Below are 17,220 nucleotides of genomic sequence, written 5' to 3' on the forward strand. Positions count from 1 at the left end.
AGACGCAAGGTTTTTGTGACGCGGGGGCGGCATGGCGGACGAACCGCTGCGCATCGGGTTCATCCTGACGCCGGATTATTCGCTGATGTCCTTGACCGCGGCGGTCGAGCCCCTGCGCGCGGCGAACCAGTTGGCAGGGCGCGCGCTCTATCGCCCCAGCTATCATTCCGTCGCCGGCGGCTTTGCCGCGTCCACCTCGGGCGGCGGTTTCGCGACCGAGACCCTGCCCGATCCGGCGGCGCTGGACATGGCGCTGGTCGTCGCCGGCGGCAACCCGCTGCGCTATGAGGATGCGGCGCTGGCGCGGGGATTGCGGGCGTTGCAGAACCGCAAGGTCCGGCTGGGCGGGATTTCCGGCGGCGCCGCGATCCTGGCCCGGCTGGGGCTGATGGAGGGCCGACGCTTTACCCTGCACTGGGCGCATATCGACGCCTTGGCCGAGCACCAGCCCGACCTGCTGATCGAACGCGCGCTGTATGTCATCGACCGCGACCGCTTCACCTGCGCCGGCGGGGTTGCCGCGCTGGACATGATGTGCGCGCTGATCGCCCGCGACCACGGCGCCGCTTTCGCCCGGCAGGTGGCCGAGTGGTTCATCCACCCGCGCACCCGCAGCGCCGACGAGCCGCAGCAATCCCCGGTCGCCGAGCGCTTCGACCTGCGCCACCCCATGCTTGCGCAGGCGGTGGACCTGATGTTCAGCCACCTGTCCGACCCGCTGACGCCGGAACAGATCGCCGCCCAGGTCGGGTGCAGCCCGCGTCAGTTGCAGAGATTGTTCAACGATCAACTGGGATCCTCGATGATGGAGTTCTATCGCGAGATGCGGCTGCGCAAGGCCGACGAACTGGTGCAGCAGACGGCGCTGTCCATGCTCGACGTGGCGCTGGTGACCGGCTTCGCCAGCGCGGCGCATTTCTCGCGCCTCTATGCGGCGCGCTTCGGGATGCCGCCGGCCCGGCGCCGGCAGGCGATGCGAAAGCGGCCCTAGTCCGGGTAGATGCCGGGCGAGGTCGGCGCGCCATCGTCGAATTTCGCCAGGTATTCGACGATCATCGGCTTGTTGACCAGGAACCCCTTGTAGGTTGCCAGATCGTCCGGCAGGTCACGCAGCACCCGATGCAGCCGCCGGCCCCATTTCGGCACCGTCACGATGTCCTGCAACGCGCAGAGATAGCAGCGGATCGGGAACACGATGGCGTTCGAGCGCGGCAGCCGGAAGAAGGTCTGCAGTTCGACGCGCAGGAACTGCTTTTCGCCGACGTTTTCCGGGGTCAGCGTGCGCTTTTCCGGGCCCCATTCGGGATAGGTCTCGGGACTGGTGTCCAGCCGCGGGTTCACGGTCATGGTCCAGTTGAGCCGCCGGGCCGGCGTGTCCTGCTGCACGTTCAGCAGGAATTTCAGCGCGCGTTGGAAGATGCCCATCTCGGCCGCGCGCGGCACCGGCGCGTGCCATTCAAAGAAGTTCATGCCGATGTCGAAATCCAGGCTCCAGTCGGCCTGGCTGGTCACCATGCCGGCATCCATCCACAGGTTGTTCTCGCGCTGGTCCAGCAGCGCGAAATCGCCCTGGGTCTGGCGGGTGATGTATTCCATCGGCCCGTAGGGCAGGGTGGCATCGTCCATGAAGGTGAACGTGTCGTCGATGTCCAGCGGCCTGTTCACCCAGCGCCAGCGGTCGCCGTCGCGGTGCAGTTCGAACAGGTCCGGGTAATCCTCGGACTTGGCCACCATGATCAGTTCCAGCAGATCCCAGCCCGCCAGCCGCATATGCGGCAGGGACTGGCAGCGGCCCGGGTCGCGCTGCAGCGTGATGGCGCGGTCCGCCATCTCGGCGACGTAATGCTCGTCCACGTCGAAGCGGCGCTGGAACACGCTGTGGTCGGGACCGGCGGCGCGATGCGGCTCCATGTTCACCGAATACATGTATTCGTCGCGGTCGAAGGGAAACGGAAAGCGGCGGATCGCGGCGGGCGAGTTGTGATAGCTGTAGTCGCCGCGAAAGCTTTCCTTGTTGAAGGTGATGGTCATCGGAGCCTCCTATCGGTCGATGGTCAGGAGCTGTCCGCGAAAGCGCGAGACGCAGGGCATGATCTTGCGGGCGCGTTCCTCGGGTTCCAGCCAATGGTCGTGGTGTTCGATGGTGCCGTCGCAGGCGATGACATCGGTTTCGCATTGCCCGCAGGCGCCGCCCCGGCACAGCCAGGGCGCGGCGATGCCGGCGTTTTCAAGGGCTTCCAGCAGGCTTTCATGGGCGCCCACGGTCAGCGTCTTGTGGCTGCGGGCGCAGAACACCTGGAACGGCTCGCCGGGGGCGGGGGCCAGGAATTCCTCGGAATGCAGCGCGTCGCGGGGCCAGCCCAGCGATTGCGCGGTGTCGAGCACGGTGGAAATCATCCGGTCCGAGGCGCAGACGTAAAGATGCGTGCCCAGGGGCTGGCCCGACAGCAGCGCGGTCAGGTCGATGCGCGAGCCCTCGTCGCTGACATGGACATGCACGCCCTCGGGCAGCAGGGGCAGGGCGGCCAGCTCGTCCCGCGCCCGCACGGCGTAATGCAGCTCATAGGGCAGGCCCAGCCGCTGCAATTCGCGGGTCTGGGCGATGAAGGGGGTGATGCCGACGCCGCCGGCGATCAGCAGGTGCTTTCTGGCCGTCAGGTTCAGCGCAAACAGGTTCACCGGCAGGCCGACCCGCATCAGATCGCCCGGCCGGGCCTTTTCATGCATGAACAGGGAACCGCCCCGGCCCTGGTCCTCGCGCTGCACGGCGATTTCATAGCCCGAGCCGTCCTCGGGGTCCGAGATCAGCGAATAGGCGTTGCGGCGCAGGATGTCGCCGTCCTGCATCTCGACCATGACATGGGCGCCGCCGGAAAACAGCGGCAGCGGGCCCTTGTCGGGGCGTTCGAAGCGAAAGCGGGTGATGCGGGGCGACAGCGTTTCGCGCGCGGTCAGGATCAGGGGCTGCATCAGCGGATCTCCACGGGTTCGGGCACGTCGCCGGGGGTTTCGTCGTCGATGCAGACACCCTGGAAGGCGCCCAGCCGGCGCGAGAAATGGTCGCGCACGAACAGCGCGCGGCCGCAGCCGGGGCAGATATAGGGGTCTACGGTCACGTTTTCGGCGATGGTCTTGCAATGCACGCATTGCATCCGGCGGGCGGCGGTGCCGCGATGTTCGGACTGGATGGCGCCCAGCGGCAGGCCGGCGGCCAGAAGCTGCGCCTGGGCCTGGCCGATCAGGCCCTCGGAGCCGGCGAGAAAGGCTTGCAGCCCCATCGCGGCGCCCTGCAGGGCGCGGTCCAGCGCGGCGGGCAGTTCGGCGGTCGAGGCGACGCCGACCAGCTGCGCCGGGTTCAGCGCGGCCAACGCCGGCGCCATGGAAAAGCCGTCCTGGACATGCAGCACCACGGCCTTGCCGATCAGTTCGGGGGATCGTTCGGCCAGCGCCACAACCGCCGCCGCGCCCGCGTCATCGGTGACGATCAGCGCGCTGCGACAGGGCCGCGGCTCAAGCGGGGCATGGCGCGGGCGGCTGGCAAAGGGGGCGGTCGGCGGCGAGGTCATTCGATTGGTCCCTGGCAGATTTGGCTGAGGTCCGGGGGCGGCGATCCCGCCCCCGGCCGGTGTCTTAGCCCTTGGCGGTGCGGCGTTTCTTTTCCGGGTCGAAGAACGGCATCTGCCCGGTGGTGGCCGCGATCTCGCCATGGGTGGCGCAGTTCACGACCAGCTTGGTGCCTTCGTTCGCCAGTGCGACGGGCAGGCGGGCGATGGCGACGGTCCAGTTGTTCAGCGGCGAATGCATGGCCTGCGTGACCACGCCGACCTGCTTGCCGTCCTGCAGCACCGGCGCGCCGTTGCCCGGAACCTTGTCGCCTTCCAGCTTCAGGCCCCAGATCTTGAAGCGCTCCTTGCCCTTCAGGCGGTAATGCTCGTCCGCGCCGCGGAAGCCGGTCTTGCCGGGCGAGACGGTGAAGTCCAGGCCCAGTTCCCACAGCGTATCCCCGCCCGGCTCGTTGTCGAAGGGATACATTTCCGAATTGTCGTAGGGGAAGAACAGCAGGTAGCTTTCCGTCCGCAGCATGTCGAGCGTGGTGAAGCGGCAGGGGATGATGCCCATCTCCTTGCCCTCGTCCAGGATGCGGTCCCAGATCATCGGCGCGTCCTGGCCGCGCACGAACAGCTCATAACCGCGCTCGCCGGTATAGCCGGTGCGCGAGATCATCACCGGTTTGCCGAACAGCGAGGTCTGCAGATGCGCGAAATAGGGCAGGTCGCGGATGCCCGGGACGTGCTGGGCCAGGTAGTCGACCGCCAGCGGGCCTTGCAGCGACAGGTCGTGCAGGTTGTCGTCGAAGCGCACCGAGACGTCGCGGCCTTGGGTGGCCATGGTCAGCTGCTCGAAGCCCTGGCCGGCGCCGTGGACCACCATGAAGGCGTTGGGGCCGGTGCGATAGATCACGCAGTCGTCGATGAACTTGCCAGCGTCGTTCAGCATGCAGGCATAGACCGACCGGCCGGGCATCAGCTTTTCCAGGTTGCGCGTGGTCGCGCGCTCGATGACATGGCTGGCGGCGGCGCCGGTGATATGGACCTTTTTCAGGCCCGACACGTCCATCAGCCCGGCCTTGGTGCGGATCGCCAAGTATTCGGCATCCGGGTCGCCCGAGGTATAGGACCAGGCGGTGCCCATGCCGCTCCAGTCCTCAAGCTCCGAGCCGAGGGCGCGGTGGCGGTCGGCCAGCGTCGAAAAGCGCCAGGAATTCGTCATCTCGTCATTCTCCCATGGTCTTCGTTGGGACGGGGCCGGGTTGCCGGCCCCGCCGATTTCGGCTCAGGTGGGCAGCTGGAAGAACCAGTTGCTGAACAGCACGACCGCCGCACCCGCGATCAGCGCCAGATAGGGCAGGATGCCGGCGCGGCGCGGGCCGAGGTCGCCGTGGTCGCTGAGGCCCAGGTCCTCCATCGCCTCGCGCGGGAAATGGCCCTTGTCCTGATAGTAGTGGCGGAACCAGAACACCGGCAGGATGAAGCTGGCGAAGATCAGCCCCGACCACAGCGCGCCGGAATAGCCCCAGACCTTGGCACCGGCGCCCAGGAACATGGCGTTTACGAAGGCCAGAAGCGTGTTCAGCCCGATCAGCACGGTCGGCGCCCGCCAGGGCCGCTTCAGGTGCGGGCTGTCGATGCGGTGGATCCAGCCGGCGTTCAGGTTCAGGAAATTGAACATGATATAGCCCACGTTCGAGATGGCGAGGACGTAGAAATAGCCCGTCGCATCGGACGCCAGCGCGAGCAGGAACAGGTTGAAGCCCAGGTCGGTCCACATGGCGTTCGTGGGCGCGCCATGCTCGTTCACGTGGCTCAGGTAACGGGGCAGCCAGCCGTCGCGCGACCCCTGGTAGAGCGTGCGCGACGACCCGGCCATGGCGGTCATGATGGCCAGGAACAGCGCCAGGATCATCAGGATGACCAGGATCTGCGTGACGACCGCGCCACCGTTCACAAGTCCGGCCAGCGCCGCGCCGACGCCGGTGCCGTCGACGATGCCGGGCGCCAGCATCCCTTCGTGCCCCAGCACGCCCTGGAAGGCGAAGGGGATCAGGAAGAAGAAGACGATGCACAGCAGGCCGGAATAGAAGATGGCCTTGAAGGTGTCGGTCTCGGGGTTCCTGAACTCGGCCGTGTAGCAGACCGCGGTCTCGAAGCCATAGGTGGACCAGGCGGCGATATACATGGCGCCCAGGAACAGCGTCCAGCCGCCGATGTCCCAGGCCCCGTCGCTCGCGGCATAGGCGCTGGTCGGCGGCACGATGCCGGTGACGTTCATCGTGTCGATCGAGCCGTTCAGGATCGGCACCAGCCCGACCAGCAGCAGCGGCACCAGCACGACGATCGCCATGACCCGCTGCGCCTTGGCGGTCGAGGAAATCCCCCGGTGCTGGATCGCAAAGATCACCAGCATCAGGATCAGCCCGATCACGAAGGTCGCGTTGAAATGCAGCGTCCCGAGGCCCGGGACGGTCAGGGCCAGCGCCTCCCAGCTGCGGAAGGCCGGGGTCAGGGCCGCGACGCCGTCGGCCTGGGCCACGGCCCGGATGGCGGCATCGACGGGGGTGCCGGGATTGGCGGCCAGGTAGTCGATGACCGCCTGCGTCTGCGCGCCGTAGCTCGCGATATGGGCCGCAACCCAGTCGGCGACCTGCGGCGCGCTGGCCAGGGGAATGGGGAACAGCGCGTTCAGGATATAGCCCGCCGCAATGGCGCAGCCGAGCGACAGCACCGGCGACCACGCGAACCAGTTGCACCAGACCGACAGGGGCGCGATCAGCTTGGAGTAACGCAGCCAGGCCGTCGCGCCATAGACCGAGGCGCCGCCCGACTTGTTGCCGAACATGCCGGCCATTTCCGCATAGGTGAAGCTTTGCAGAAAGCCCATGCACATGGACAGCATCCAGACGACGAAGGCGGCCTTGCCCGCCACCCCGGCGATGCCCCCGATGGAAAACAGGACCAGGGGCGGCACCCCGGCCGCCACCCAGAAGGCACCTCGCCAGTCCAGCGCGCGGTGCAGCGTTCCCTGCGCGGCGGGAATGTCGCCCCCCGCCACGCCGGCCATCGGGCCGGTCGTCGATTGTTCAACCATTTGCGCATTTCCCTGTTGGACAAGCCGCCCCGGACCCTGTCGCGGGTCGCTTTCAGGCTGGCTCGGCATGTTGCGGCGCCGGGGCATCCCCTATGTCCCGGCGGCAGTCCCTTGCTTTGTCCGTCACAGGCAGCGACAGGCGCGCCCCTCCGCGATGCGGCGGGGGTTCCTTCCGGGGCCCGGCAGCCATCGGGCTGCACGGGACCGGCCAGCGTCTTGGGACGCCGGGCTGCAATCATGTCGAACCTCTCTGTCGTCAGCGCCGCGGCTTCAGGACCGCGGTCGTTCTTTCTTCGGGTCGTAATGCGGAAAGGCGGTGATGCGCGCGGGCAGGCGCTTTTGCTGCCCGTCGAGCTTGCCGACCTCGATTTCGGTGCCCTCGGCCGCATGGGTCACGTCCACGCGGGCCAGCGCAATCTGGCGGTCCAACAGCGGCGACCACATGGCCGAGGTGATTTCGCCCACCTGCGCCCGGCCGATATGCAGGCAGTCGCCGTGATGGGCCGGAATGCGGCTGTCGATCTCAAGGCCCACCAGCTTCCAGCGCGGGTTCTCCTTGCGCCGGATCAGCGCCTCGCGGCCGATGAAGTCGTCGGGCTTGGTCTTCAAGGGCACGGTGAAGCCGATGCCGGCCTCGAACGGGTCGGTCTGGTCGGTGAATTCGTAATCGGCAAAGATCAGCCCGGCCTCGATGCGCAGCAGGTCCAGCGCGGCCAAGCCCATGGGCTTGATGCCATGGGGCGCGCCGGCCTCGGCCACGGCGGCAAAGACCTCGGCCCCGTCCTTGGGATGGCAGAAGATCTCATAGCCCAGTTCGCCAGTGTAGCCGGTGCGCGAGACCACCACCGGGGCGCCTTTCGGGCCGTTCACCCGGCCGACGGTCCAGCGAAACCAGCCCAGTTCCGGGATCGCGGTCTGGTGCGGCGCGGTCCAGATCGCCGCGTTCATCACCTCGCGCGATTTCGGCCCCTGGACGGCCAGGTTGTGCAGCTGATCGGTCGAGGAGCGGATCATCACGTTCAGCCCCAGCGCCTGGGCCTGCTCGCGCATCCATTCGCCGCCGTAATCGGTGCCGCCGATCCAGCGGAAGCGGTCCGGGCCCATGCGGAACAGCGTGCCGTCGTCGACCATGCCGCCATGCGGATAGCACATCGCGGAATAGACCACCTGGCCCACGCCCAGCTTCTTGACGTCGCGGGTCAGCACCCATTGCATCAGGGCCTCGCTGTCCGGGCCGGTCACCTCGAACTTGCGCAGCGCCGACAGGTCCATCATGGCGACGCCGTTGCGGCAGGTGCGATACTCCTCCTCGGGCGAGGAGTTGGGGAAGGTGTTCGGCAGCCAGAAGCCCTTGTATTCTATGAAATCGCGGGTCAGCGCGGCGAAATTGTCGTGAAAGGCGGTCTGTCGGGTCATGATCGGCTCGGACTCGGGCATGGGCCGCCAGGCGGTGGCGCGCTGGAAGCGTTCGCTGGCGGCATAGCTGCGGACATGGATGTCCGACAGGTGCCAGCCATTGGCGGGGCTGGTGTCGTCGGGGCAGGCCGAGGACACGCAGACCACGTCGGTCAGCGCCCGCAGCAGCACATAGTCGCCCGGCCGCGACCAGGGCTCGTCGGTCATCAGCACACCATGCGCGTCGATCCAGGTGTTGAAGAAGAAATTCGCCGCCATCCAGCCCTTGCGCGGATCGACGCCGTATTCCGCCAGCGCGCCGTTGAAATTGTCCGAGCAGTTGGCATGGCCGGGATAGCCGATGTCGTCGTAATATTTCGCGGCGCAGGCCATGGCAAAGGCGTCGTGCCGGCCGCAGGTGTCCTGCACCACCTCGACCAGCGCATCCATGTCCTGGTCGAAATATTTCGCATGCAGCCCGGGCATGGCATAGCTGTGGCCCAGGATGGTGCGCGTCGTGGTCACGTCCAGCGGGTTCTGGATGCCGCGATCCAGCTTGCGGGCGTCGAAACACTGGAAATCCGTGCATTGCCGGCCGTCCACGTCCAGGATCTGGATATATTCGCCGGCGCGGACCAGATAGGCCTCGGCCGTGGCGGATTTCACCCGGATGTCCAGGATCGGATCGGCCAGCGGGTCGGGCAGCGCGAACTCCTGCTTGGCTCGCGGGCTGGCGCGGTCGATCAGCAGGGTCAGCGGACTGGCGGTGTCGCCGCTTTCCGGGTCCATCGGGTCGCCGGGCGCGCAGGCGATCAGCCAGCCGGCGCCTTCGGCGGTGAACTCGGCGCGGTCGCCCGCCGGGCTTGCGGCGCCGAACAGCGTGATGGCATGGTTCTTCGAAAGGTCTATGCCGCGCGCCGCGATGCCGCGCGCCAGCCGGGTCAGGCTCTCCTCGCCCGAGCTCAGCGCCCGGCGCAGCCCGTGCGGCTCGTCCGAGGCCGGGCCCAGCAGGCCGGGCCGGCCCTGCATGTCCACCGCGACCAGTTCGGCGCGCTGGCCGCCCTCGGCGTTGATGACGCTGACGCGGTCGCCCTGCGCCAGCGGCAGCAGCAGCGCGCCGCCGCCCGCCACGCTGTGGCGTTCCTGCGCCGGCGGGCGGCCGACGGGCGAGGCCACGCGCAACCCGCTGGGTCGTGGCGGGCCGGGGCGCAGCAGGCCGGGATAGGGGATGGCGCTCATCCGAGCCTCCATTGCCGGGGAAAGGACGGGGTCAGTTTCGCAGATAGGCTTCCATGCTGTCGTCCAGCGCGTCCTTCCAGGGCGTGTGGTGCACCGGCGCCATGGTCCCGGTGATGACCGAGCGATAGCAGTGGTTGCGGAAGGCCATGATGTCCTCGGCCTTGTGATGCTTCCATTCATAGAAGGCCGCGCAGGCGCCATCGACGTCGAAGCTGGGATAGTCGGTTTCCGCGATCAGTTCCTTGATGTAATCGCCCTGGTACTTGATCGCATATTTCACGTCGTCGTCGGCTTCCTCGCGCGCCTCGCGCTCGGCCACGTCGGCCAGCATCGCCTGCTTGTCGGCAGGCACCGCGATGCGGCCCAGGATGATGTCGCGCACATACCAGGCCTGGGCGTCGAACATGTTGAAGGTGAACCACTGGTCCTGCATGCCCAGGTAGAACATCCTGGGATTGTGGACATAGACCACCCCCTTGTAGAGATCGGCCGTCGCCAGCCGGTTCGCCGTCTTCAGCCGCAGATCGTCCGGCAGGAACGGGAAATAATGCCGATAGCCCGTGCACAGGATGATCGCATCGACCGTCTTGCTGGTGCCGTCGCTGAAATGGGCGGTCTTGCCCTCGACCCGGACCAGTGCCGGCTTTTCGTCCCAGTTGTCGGGCCAGTTGAAGCCCATGGGTGCGGTGCGATAGCAGGACGTGACCGATTTCGCGCCGTATTTCCAGCATTGCGAGCCGATGTCCTCGGCCGAGTAGCTGGCACCGACGATCAGCACGTCCTGTCCGCTGAACTCTCGCGCGTCGCGAAAGTCATGGGCATGGGTGATGCGGCCATAGAAATGCGTGAAGCCGGGATATTCGGGAACATTGGGGCTGGAGAAATGGCCCGAGGCGACGATCACGTGATCGAAGCGCTCCTTATAGACGTGGTCGCGTTCCATGTCGTGGACGGTGACGGTAAAGTCCTCGGCCTGGTCGTCGTATTCGACCCAGCGCACCACCGAATTGAAGCGGATCCAGTCGCGCACCCCGGCCTTTTTGATCCGGCCCTCGATATAGTCGAACATCACGGCCCGGGGCGGATACGAGGCGATCTGCTTGCCGAAATGCTCCTCGAAGGAATAATCGGCGAACTCCAGCCCTTCCTTGGGCCCGTTGGTCCACAGATAGCGATACATCGAGCCGTGCACGGGTTCGCCATGTTCGTCGGTCCCGGTGCGCCAGGTGTAGTTCCACAGCCCGCCCCAGTTCGACTGCTTTTCGAAACAGACGATCTCGGGGATCTCGGCCCCGTTGCGGAAAGCGGATTGAAAGGCACGCAGCTGGGCAAGCCCCGAGGGGCCAGCGCCGATGATGGCGACTCGCTTTGTCATGTCGATTTCCCTGTGGTTCGAACCAATTTGGCGGTTCTGTTCTTTTGGATTGAACCAATTAGAGGCCCAGATTCCCTTTCGGTCAACATTTTTAATTGCAAAGAAGAACCATGCTGCGAAATTTGGCGAAACGTTGCCGTTATTCGGGCAATGGGGGATCGCGTGCATTCATCCTTGGCGCAGCGGCTGGCGGTCACCGGCAGCCTGCCGCGGAACCTACACCGGGCGGGCTCGCCCATTCGAATCGGATTTCTGGCGCCGCTCAGCGGCCCATCCTCGCCCTGGGGCACGCCCGGGCTGGAGGGCTGCCTGATCTGGGCCAACTGGGTGAACGAACAGGGCGGCCTGGCGATCGGGCAGCAACGACGCAGGGTCGAGGTCCTGGCGCGCGACGCGGCCATCAGCGATCAGGAAACCCGCATCGCCGCGACAGAGCTGGTCGAGCGGGCCGGCGTCCGCATCATCCTGACGCTGGGGGGCGATTCGCTTGCGCCCGCGCTGCCCTGGCTGATGTCGCGGCGCGTCCTGACCACGACGCTGCTGCCCTTTGACCTGAGCCCCGAGACGCCCACGCTGATCGCCCCGGCCGAAGTGCATCCGATCTTCGTGGTGACGGGGGTCGAGTGGCTGGCAAGCACCCGGCCCGAGCTGAAGCGCGTGGCCCTGTGCAGCCAGCAGGACATGATGGGCCTGCCGTCGCTGGCCACCTATCGCGCCGCCTTCGCGGCCGAGGAGATGCAGATCGTCCGCGAACTGCGCTATCCGCCCCAGACCGCCGATGCCGCGGGCATGGTGGCGGCGATGCTGCAGGACGACCCCCAGGTGCTGTGCTGGTGCTCGTCCGAGCCGCATATGGTCCATGCCTTGACCGAGGCCGCCTTCCAGGCGGGCTTTGCCGGTCCGATCCTGTCCTGCACCGGCGACAACTATCGGCGCATGGTGGCGCGGACCTCGGCCGCGTTCATGGAGAATTTCATCTTTCACTTTCCCGACTTCGACGATCCTGCGCTGGCAGAGACCGCCTTCTTCTTTCGCCAGCCCGCAGCCTTTCACGCGGCATACCAGCAGCGCTATCCCGGCCATTGGTCGGCGGTCAGCTGGGAATATGCGGCGGCGCTGGACCTGTGGCAGCAGGCGGTCGAAATCGCCGGCAGCACCGATCCGGCCAAGGCCCTGGATTCGATGAAACGCGGCGGCCAGATGATGCAGGTGTTCGGACCCGCGCGCTGGTACGGCGAGGCGCTGTTCGGCATCGACAATGCCCTGATCGGCAGTTGGCCCGTCGTGCGCGTGACCGGGGGCGTCGCGCGCATCGCAGGCTTTCGCTCGGTCCTGGGCTGGCTGGACCGGCACGAACCCCTGCTGCTGCGCGAGATGCAGGCGCTTGGCCTTTTGTGGCAGCAGCGGCCCGGGATGGGGCCGGCCGGGGCGGTCAGCCCTCTTGCATGAGAAGGCGTTGTTCGTCGATCAGCATCTGCTGGACTAGGTCGGTCGCGGCGGCGATGTCCCCGGACGCCAGGGCGCCCAACAGATCGACATGGATGCGGCGCAGCTCGTCCATCCGGTCCGGCGTCAGCAGCCGGCGCAGCATCGCGCTGCGATGGCGCTGACGGCGTGCCTTGAGCACCAGGTCGTAGCAGGCCACCAGCAGCGGGTTGCCGGTGCCCTCGGCCAGCTTTTGCTGGAAATCCTCCTCGAGCCGGGCGAATTGCGCCGGATCGGTGGTGCGGCCCAGGTCCTCGGTGATCCGGGTCAGCGCCTCGATCCGGGCCAGCGACATGTTGAGGATGGCCAGGCGGGCGATTTCGGGTTCAAGGATGCCGCGCATCACATGCAGATGCAGCGGCCCGCTGTTGGCCACCACAGGCAGCGCGTTGTCCGATCGGTCGGGATCCACGACGAAGGATCCGGCGCCGGCCCGGCGCAGGATCAGGCCCTTCTGCTCAAGGATGTCCAGCGCCTCGCGCAAGGTGTTGCGGGCCACCTGCATGCTGGCGGCCAACTGGCGTTCGGACGGCAGGCGGCTGCCTTGCGGATAGACCCCCGAGGCCAAGCGCGCGCAGAGGACATCGACCACCATTTGCACGGACGGTCCCGCCCGTCCGGGAACAAGGGATTGCGGCGGCTGTGGCAACGGCGACAAGGCAAAGGACCCATAAAACGATCAGCCCTGTCTAGCGCGTCGGGCAGGGGTTTGCCAGCCCGACAGGGAACCAGTTGATCCAGTTCCCGTCTGGTTCAGATGTCCAGCGTAGTCTCCCGCTCCCATTGGGTCAGGTGCGCGGTATAGGCGTTCCATTCCTGCGTCTTCATCTTGATGAACGCCGCCGAGAAGGCATCCCCAAGCGCGCCTTTCAGTTCGGTGTCCTCGTCGAAGGCGCGGATGGCATCCAGCAGGTTCAGCGGCAGTTTCGGCGCGTCGGTGACGGTGTGGCCATCGGCATACATGTCGATGTCCCAGCGCCGGCCCGGGTCGGCCTTGGACTTCAGCCCGGACAGACCCGCCGCGATGATGACGGCCTGCAGCAGATAGGGGTTCACGGCGCCGTCCGGCAGGCGCAGCTCGAACCGGCCCGGGCCCGGAACACGCACCATATGGGTCCGGTTGTTGCCGGTCCAGGTGACCGAGTTCGGCGCCCAGGTCGCCCCCGAGGAGGTGCGCGGCGCGTTGATGCGCTTGTAGCTGTTCACGGTGGGACAGCAGGGCAGCGCCAGGGCCGAGGCGTGCTTCATGATCCCGCCCAGGAAATGCCGGCCTTCATCGGACAGGCTCAGGTCCTTGCTGTCGTCGGAAAAGGCGTTCCGGCCGTCCCTGGTCCAGACCGAGATATGGGCATGGCAGCCGTTTCCCGTCATGCCCATGATCGGCTTGGGCATGAAGGTCGCGCGCAGGCCGTGCTTTTCGGCAACGGCGCGGGTCATGAACTTGAAGAACGAATGCTTGTCGGCCGTGGCCATGGCATTGTCGTATTTCCAGTTCATTTCGAACTGGCCGTTCGCGTCCTCGTGGTCGCTTTGATAGGGCTCCCAACCCAGTTCCAGCATGTAGTCGCTGATTTCCGCGATCACGTCATAGCGGCGCAGGATCGCCTGCTGGTCATAGCAGGGCTTCACGGCGGTGTCGGCGCTGTCCGAGATCGCCTTGCCGTCCGGCGTCAGCAGAAAGAATTCGGGCTCGACCCCGGTCTTGACCTCAAGCCCCATGCCGGCGGCCTCGGCGACCAGCTTGCCCAGCACATTGCGGGGCGCCTGCTCCAGCGGGCCGTTGCCCGACATGACGCAGTTCGACGCGACCCAGGCGACTTCCTTTTTCCATGGCAGCTGGATGACCGAGTTCGCATCCGGCATGCCCAGCATGTCGGGATGGGCGGGCGTCAGGTCCAGCCAGGTCGCAAAGCCGGCAAAGCCCGCGCCGTTTTCCTGCATGTCGGCGATTGCCTGGGCCGGCGCCAGCTTGGCGCGCTGCGCGCCGAACAGGTCCGTATAGGAAATCATGAAGTATTTGACGCCCTTTTCGCGGGCGAATTCGACAAGATCTGTCATAGGATCAGGTCCCTGTTGGGTGAGGATTAAACCGGGGCGGGGTCTGTGCCCCGCCCTTCTGGTCAAGATCAGAAGCCGCCCTGACCGGGGATCCAGCTGGTGCCGGCCAGCGGCACGCCCGCCATGGCGGCCGCCTCGATGGTCAGGGCGCAAAGGTCCTCGGGCTCGAGGTTGTGGACATGGCTCTTGCCGCAGGCGCGCGCGATTGTCTGACATTCCAGGGTCATGACCGCAAGGTAATTGCGCAGCCTGCGCGCGCCCTCGACCGGGTCGAAGCGGGCCATCAGCTCGGGGTCCTGGGTGGTGATGCCGGCGGGGTCGCGGCCTTCGTGCCAGTCGTCATAGGCATCGGCGGTGGTGCCAAGCGCGGCATATTCGTCGCCCCACTTGGGGTCGTTTTCCCCCAGCGCGATCAGCGCGGCGGTGCCGATGGCCACCGCATCCGCGCCAAGCGCCAAGGCCTTGGCCACGTCCGCACCCGAGCGGATGCCCCCCGAAACGACCAGCTGCACCTTGCGGTGCATGCCCAGGTCCTGCAGCGCCTTCACCGCGGGGCGGATGCAGGCCAGCGTCGGCTGGCCGACGTTTTCGATGAACACGTCCTGGGTCGCGGCGGTGCCGCCCTGCATGCCGTCCAGCACCACCACGTCGGCCCCGGCCTTCACCGCCAGGGCGGTGTCGTAATAGGGTCGGGCGCCGCCCACCTTGATGTAGATCGGCTTTTCCCAGTTGGTGATCTCGCGCAGTTCCAGGATCTTGATTTCCAGATCATCCGGTCCGGTCCAGTCCGGGTGGCGGCAGGCCGACCGCTGGTCGATGCCCACCGGCAGGTTGCGCATGTTCGCCACGCGCTGGGTGATCTTCTGGCCCAGGAGCATGCCGCCGCCGCCGGGCTTCGCGCCCTGGCCCACGACGATCTCGATGGCATCGGCGCGGCGCAGGTCGTCGGGGTTCATGCCGTAGCGCGAGGGCAGGTACTGATAGACCAGCTTTTCGCTATGCCCGCGTTCCTCGTTGGTCATGCCGCCGTCGCCGGTGGTGGTCGAGGTGCCGGCCAGGGTGGCGCCGCGCCCCAGCGCCTCTTTCGCGGGGCCGGACAGCGCGCCGAAGCTCATGCCGGCGATGGTGATCGGGATCTTCAGTTCGATCGGTTTTTTCGCAAAGCGCGTGCCCAGCACGACCGAGGTGTCGCATTTCTCGCGGTAGCCTTCCAGCGGATAGCGGCTGATCGAGGCGCCCAGGAACAGCAGGTCGTCGAAATGCGGCACCCGCCGCTTGGCCCCGCCGCCCCGGATGTCGTAGATGCCGGTTTCGGCAGCGCGGCGGATTTCGGCGTTCACGGACGGCGAAAAGGTCCAGCTGTCGCGCGGCTTGGTTTGCGGGGTCTTGTCCATGATGTCCCTCATCAATAGGCACCGGCGTGATCGACGTGGAAGTTGTAAAGCGTCCGGGCCGAGCCGTATCGCTTGAATTCCGAAGGGTCGGCATCGGCGCCCGAGCGCTGCAGCAGGTCCCTGAGGATCTCGACATGTTCGGGGCGCATCTCCTTCTCGATGCAGTCCGAGCCGAGCGATTTCACCGAACCGCGCACGAACAGTCGCGCCTCGTAAAGGCTGTCCCCCAGCGCGTCGCCGGCATCGCCCAGCACGACCAGATTGCCCGATTGCGCCATGAAGGCCGACATGTGGCCGATGTTGCCGAACACCACGATGTCGATGCCCTTCATCGAAATGCCGCAGCGCGAGCTGGCGTTGCCCTTGATGACCAGAAGCCCGCCGTGGCCGGTGGCGCCCGCGTACTGGCTGGCGTCGCCGTCGATGATGACGGTGCCCGACATCATGTTTTCCGCCACCCCCGGCCCGGCCGAGCCGGTGACCCGCACGGTGGCCTGCTTGTTCATGCCGGCGCAGTAATAGCCGGTCGAACCCTTGACGGTGACCTCGATGGGCGCATCGAGGCCGACCGCGATGGCATGGGCGCCCTTGGGGTTCTCGACCACCCATTCGGTCTGGTTGGTCTGCGCAGCCTGCGCCTGCAAGGCGCTGTTCAGGTCGCGCAGGGTCGTCGATGACAGGTCGATGGTCTGCATTTCAGCGTTCCCAGAAATAGACGGTGGCGGGTTCGGGTTCCCAGACGCGAGCGGTCTCGATCCCGGGCAGGTTGGCGAGTGCGCGGTATTCGCTGCCGAAGGCGACGTAATCCTCGGTCTCGGCCATCACGGCGGGCTTGCAGGCGATGGGGTCGCGCACCACGCCGAAGCCGTTCCTGGTGCCGACGACAAAGGTGAAGAACCCGTCCAGGTCCTTCAGCGTGCCTTCCAGCGCCTCGCCCAGGTTCGCGCCCTCGGCCAGGCGGGACGAGATGTAGCAGGCGGCGACCTCGGTATCGTTCGCGGTCTGGGGGGCGAAGCCCTTTTCCGACAGCACGCGGCGCATCTGGTTGTGGTTCGAGAGCGACCCGTTGTGCACGAGGCACTGGTCCGTGCCGGTCGAGAACGGATGCGCCCCCAGCGTCGTCACCGCGCTTTCCGTCGCCATGCGGGTATGGCCGATGCCGTGGCTGCCGGCCATGCCGCGCAGCTGGAACCGCCGGGCCACGTCGCGGGGCAGGCCGACCTCCTTGTAGATCTCCATCGCATGGCCCGCGCCCATGACGCGGATGCCCTTTTCGGCCAGATAGGCGCGGGCCTGCGCCTCGGCCGCCTCCGGCAGGGTCAGGACGGCGTGGGTGTCGATCACGCGCATCGCGACCGGGCTTTCGATCGCATGGGACAGCGCCACGTCAAGGCCGTGGAAGGTCGCCTCGGGCGTGTCCGACTGGACGGTCAGCTTCAGCCGGCCGGCCTCGTCGCCATAGATCGCGATGCCCGCGCTGTCGGGTCCGCGGTCGGTCATGGTGACCAGCATGTCGGTCAGCAACTCACCAAGTTTCGGGCGCAGTTCTTCCTTTTTCAGGAACAGGCCTACGATGCCGCACATCTTCGTCTCCGTCATGTTCGGGTTTCTTCATATAACTTACACGAA

General features: G+C 66.6%; 14 protein-coding genes. 2 read left to right on the forward strand and 12 right to left on the reverse strand.

Features of this window, described 5'->3' with window-relative positions:
- The first annotated feature begins 31 nt into the window (after nt 1-31).
- Nucleotides 32-991: a GlxA family transcriptional regulator gene (locus tag BU28_RS0111745; protein WP_028719661.1), complete on the forward strand. Its 960-nt coding sequence runs from the start codon at nt 32-34 to the stop codon at nt 989-991.
- Here BU28_RS0111745 and BU28_RS0111750 read toward each other — a convergent pair.
- The 7 genes from BU28_RS0111750 to BU28_RS0111780 form a co-directional block, all read right to left on the reverse strand.
- Nucleotides 988-2,031, reverse strand: a complete 1,044-nt coding sequence (locus BU28_RS0111750) for a heme-dependent oxidative N-demethylase family protein (RefSeq protein ID WP_028719662.1) — start codon at nt 2,029-2,031, stop codon at nt 988-990. The two genes, BU28_RS0111745 and BU28_RS0111750, sit on opposite strands and share 4 nt — an antisense overlap.
- 9 nt (nt 2,032-2,040) lie before the next feature.
- Nucleotides 2,041-2,970, reverse strand: coding sequence for a PDR/VanB family oxidoreductase (locus BU28_RS0111755; protein ID WP_028719663.1), 930 nt, complete (start codon nt 2,968-2,970; stop codon nt 2,041-2,043).
- Nucleotides 2,970-3,566 carry a dimethylamine monooxygenase subunit DmmA family protein gene (locus BU28_RS0111760; RefSeq protein WP_028719664.1) on the reverse strand — a complete coding sequence of 199 codons (597 nt, stop codon included), beginning with the start codon at nt 3,564-3,566 and terminating at the stop codon, nt 2,970-2,972. Before BU28_RS0111760 ends, BU28_RS0111755 begins: the two co-directional genes overlap by 1 nt.
- Before the next feature lie 64 nt (nt 3,567-3,630).
- The gene (locus BU28_RS0111765; protein ID WP_028719665.1) at nt 3,631-4,770 is read right to left on the reverse strand and encodes an aminomethyl transferase family protein; all 1,140 of its coding nucleotides are present in this window, start codon (nt 4,768-4,770) and stop codon (nt 3,631-3,633) included.
- Nucleotides 4,771-4,833: 63 nt separating this feature from the next.
- Nucleotides 4,834-6,645, reverse strand: coding sequence for a trimethylamine N-oxide permease (locus BU28_RS0111770; RefSeq protein ID WP_198944929.1), 1,812 nt, complete (start codon nt 6,643-6,645; stop codon nt 4,834-4,836).
- A gap of 270 nt (nt 6,646-6,915) precedes the next feature.
- The gene (locus BU28_RS0111775) at nt 6,916-9,279 is read right to left on the reverse strand and encodes a trimethylamine N-oxide demethylase (protein WP_028719667.1); all 2,364 of its coding nucleotides are present in this window, start codon (nt 9,277-9,279) and stop codon (nt 6,916-6,918) included.
- 31 nt (nt 9,280-9,310) lie between these two features.
- Nucleotides 9,311-10,654 carry an NAD(P)-binding domain-containing protein gene (locus BU28_RS0111780; RefSeq protein WP_028719668.1) on the reverse strand — a complete coding sequence of 448 codons (1,344 nt, stop codon included), beginning with the start codon at nt 10,652-10,654 and terminating at the stop codon, nt 9,311-9,313.
- Between the two features lie 162 nt (nt 10,655-10,816).
- Between BU28_RS0111780 and BU28_RS0111785 the strand changes: the two genes are divergently transcribed.
- The gene (locus tag BU28_RS0111785; RefSeq protein WP_028719669.1) at nt 10,817-12,103 is read left to right on the forward strand and encodes an ABC transporter substrate-binding protein; all 1,287 of its coding nucleotides are present in this window, start codon (nt 10,817-10,819) and stop codon (nt 12,101-12,103) included.
- Here the strand turns inward: BU28_RS0111785 and BU28_RS0111790 are convergent.
- From BU28_RS0111790 to BU28_RS0111810, 5 genes are all read right to left on the reverse strand, one after another.
- Nucleotides 12,087-12,734: a FadR/GntR family transcriptional regulator gene (locus BU28_RS0111790; protein WP_036762737.1), complete on the reverse strand. Its 648-nt coding sequence runs from the start codon at nt 12,732-12,734 to the stop codon at nt 12,087-12,089. The two genes, BU28_RS0111785 and BU28_RS0111790, sit on opposite strands and share 17 nt — an antisense overlap.
- A 158-nt stretch (nt 12,735-12,892) precedes the next feature.
- Nucleotides 12,893-14,197, reverse strand: coding sequence for a type III glutamate--ammonia ligase (gene glnT, locus BU28_RS0111795; RefSeq protein ID WP_028719671.1), 1,305 nt, complete (start codon nt 14,195-14,197; stop codon nt 12,893-12,895).
- 68 nt (nt 14,198-14,265) lie between these two features.
- A complete protein-coding gene (locus tag BU28_RS0111800) occupies nt 14,266-15,591 on the reverse strand; it encodes an FMN-binding glutamate synthase family protein (RefSeq protein ID WP_028719672.1) in 1,326 nt (441 codons plus the stop codon).
- A gap of 11 nt (nt 15,592-15,602) precedes the next feature.
- Complete coding sequence (locus BU28_RS0111805; RefSeq protein WP_028719673.1) at nt 15,603-16,286, reverse strand: GltB/FmdC/FwdC-like GXGXG domain-containing protein; 684 nt, start codon at nt 16,284-16,286, stop codon at nt 15,603-15,605.
- Nucleotide 16,287: 1 nt separating this feature from the next.
- Complete coding sequence (locus BU28_RS0111810; protein ID WP_028719674.1) at nt 16,288-17,175, reverse strand: class II glutamine amidotransferase; 888 nt, start codon at nt 17,173-17,175, stop codon at nt 16,288-16,290.
- Nucleotides 17,176-17,220: the final 45 nt, after the last annotated feature.

It is taken from the genome of Paracoccus yeei ATCC BAA-599, from assembly GCF_000622145.1.
Lineage (GTDB): Bacteria > Pseudomonadota > Alphaproteobacteria > Rhodobacterales > Rhodobacteraceae > Paracoccus > Paracoccus yeei.

Coding starts and splice junctions, on each gene's coding strand:
- BU28_RS0111755 (WP_028719663.1), bottom strand. CDS start 2,970: ATGCAGCCCCTGATCCTGACCGCGCGCGAAACGCTGTCGCCCCGCATC.
- BU28_RS0111805 (WP_028719673.1), bottom strand. CDS start 16,286: ATGCAGACCATCGACCTGTCATCGACGACCCTGCGCGACCTGAACAGC.
- BU28_RS0111775 (WP_028719667.1), bottom strand. CDS start 9,279: ATGAGCGCCATCCCCTATCCCGGCCTGCTGCGCCCCGGCCCGCCACGA.
- BU28_RS0111760 (WP_028719664.1), bottom strand. CDS start 3,566: ATGACCTCGCCGCCGACCGCCCCCTTTGCCAGCCGCCCGCGCCATGCC.
- BU28_RS0111790 (WP_036762737.1), bottom strand. CDS start 12,734: ATGGTGGTCGATGTCCTCTGCGCGCGCTTGGCCTCGGGGGTCTATCCG.
- BU28_RS0111780 (WP_028719668.1), bottom strand. CDS start 10,654: ATGACAAAGCGAGTCGCCATCATCGGCGCTGGCCCCTCGGGGCTTGCC.
- BU28_RS0111770 (WP_198944929.1), bottom strand. CDS start 6,645: ATGGTTGAACAATCGACGACCGGCCCGATGGCCGGCGTGGCGGGGGGC.
- BU28_RS0111745 (WP_028719661.1), top strand. CDS start 32: ATGGCGGACGAACCGCTGCGCATCGGGTTCATCCTGACGCCGGATTAT.
- BU28_RS0111810 (WP_028719674.1), bottom strand. CDS start 17,175: ATGTGCGGCATCGTAGGCCTGTTCCTGAAAAAGGAAGAACTGCGCCCG.
- BU28_RS0111800 (WP_028719672.1), bottom strand. CDS start 15,591: ATGGACAAGACCCCGCAAACCAAGCCGCGCGACAGCTGGACCTTTTCG.
- BU28_RS0111765 (WP_028719665.1), bottom strand. CDS start 4,770: ATGACGAATTCCTGGCGCTTTTCGACGCTGGCCGACCGCCACCGCGCC.
- BU28_RS0111750 (WP_028719662.1), bottom strand. CDS start 2,031: ATGACCATCACCTTCAACAAGGAAAGCTTTCGCGGCGACTACAGCTAT.
- glnT (WP_028719671.1), bottom strand. CDS start 14,197: ATGACAGATCTTGTCGAATTCGCCCGCGAAAAGGGCGTCAAATACTTC.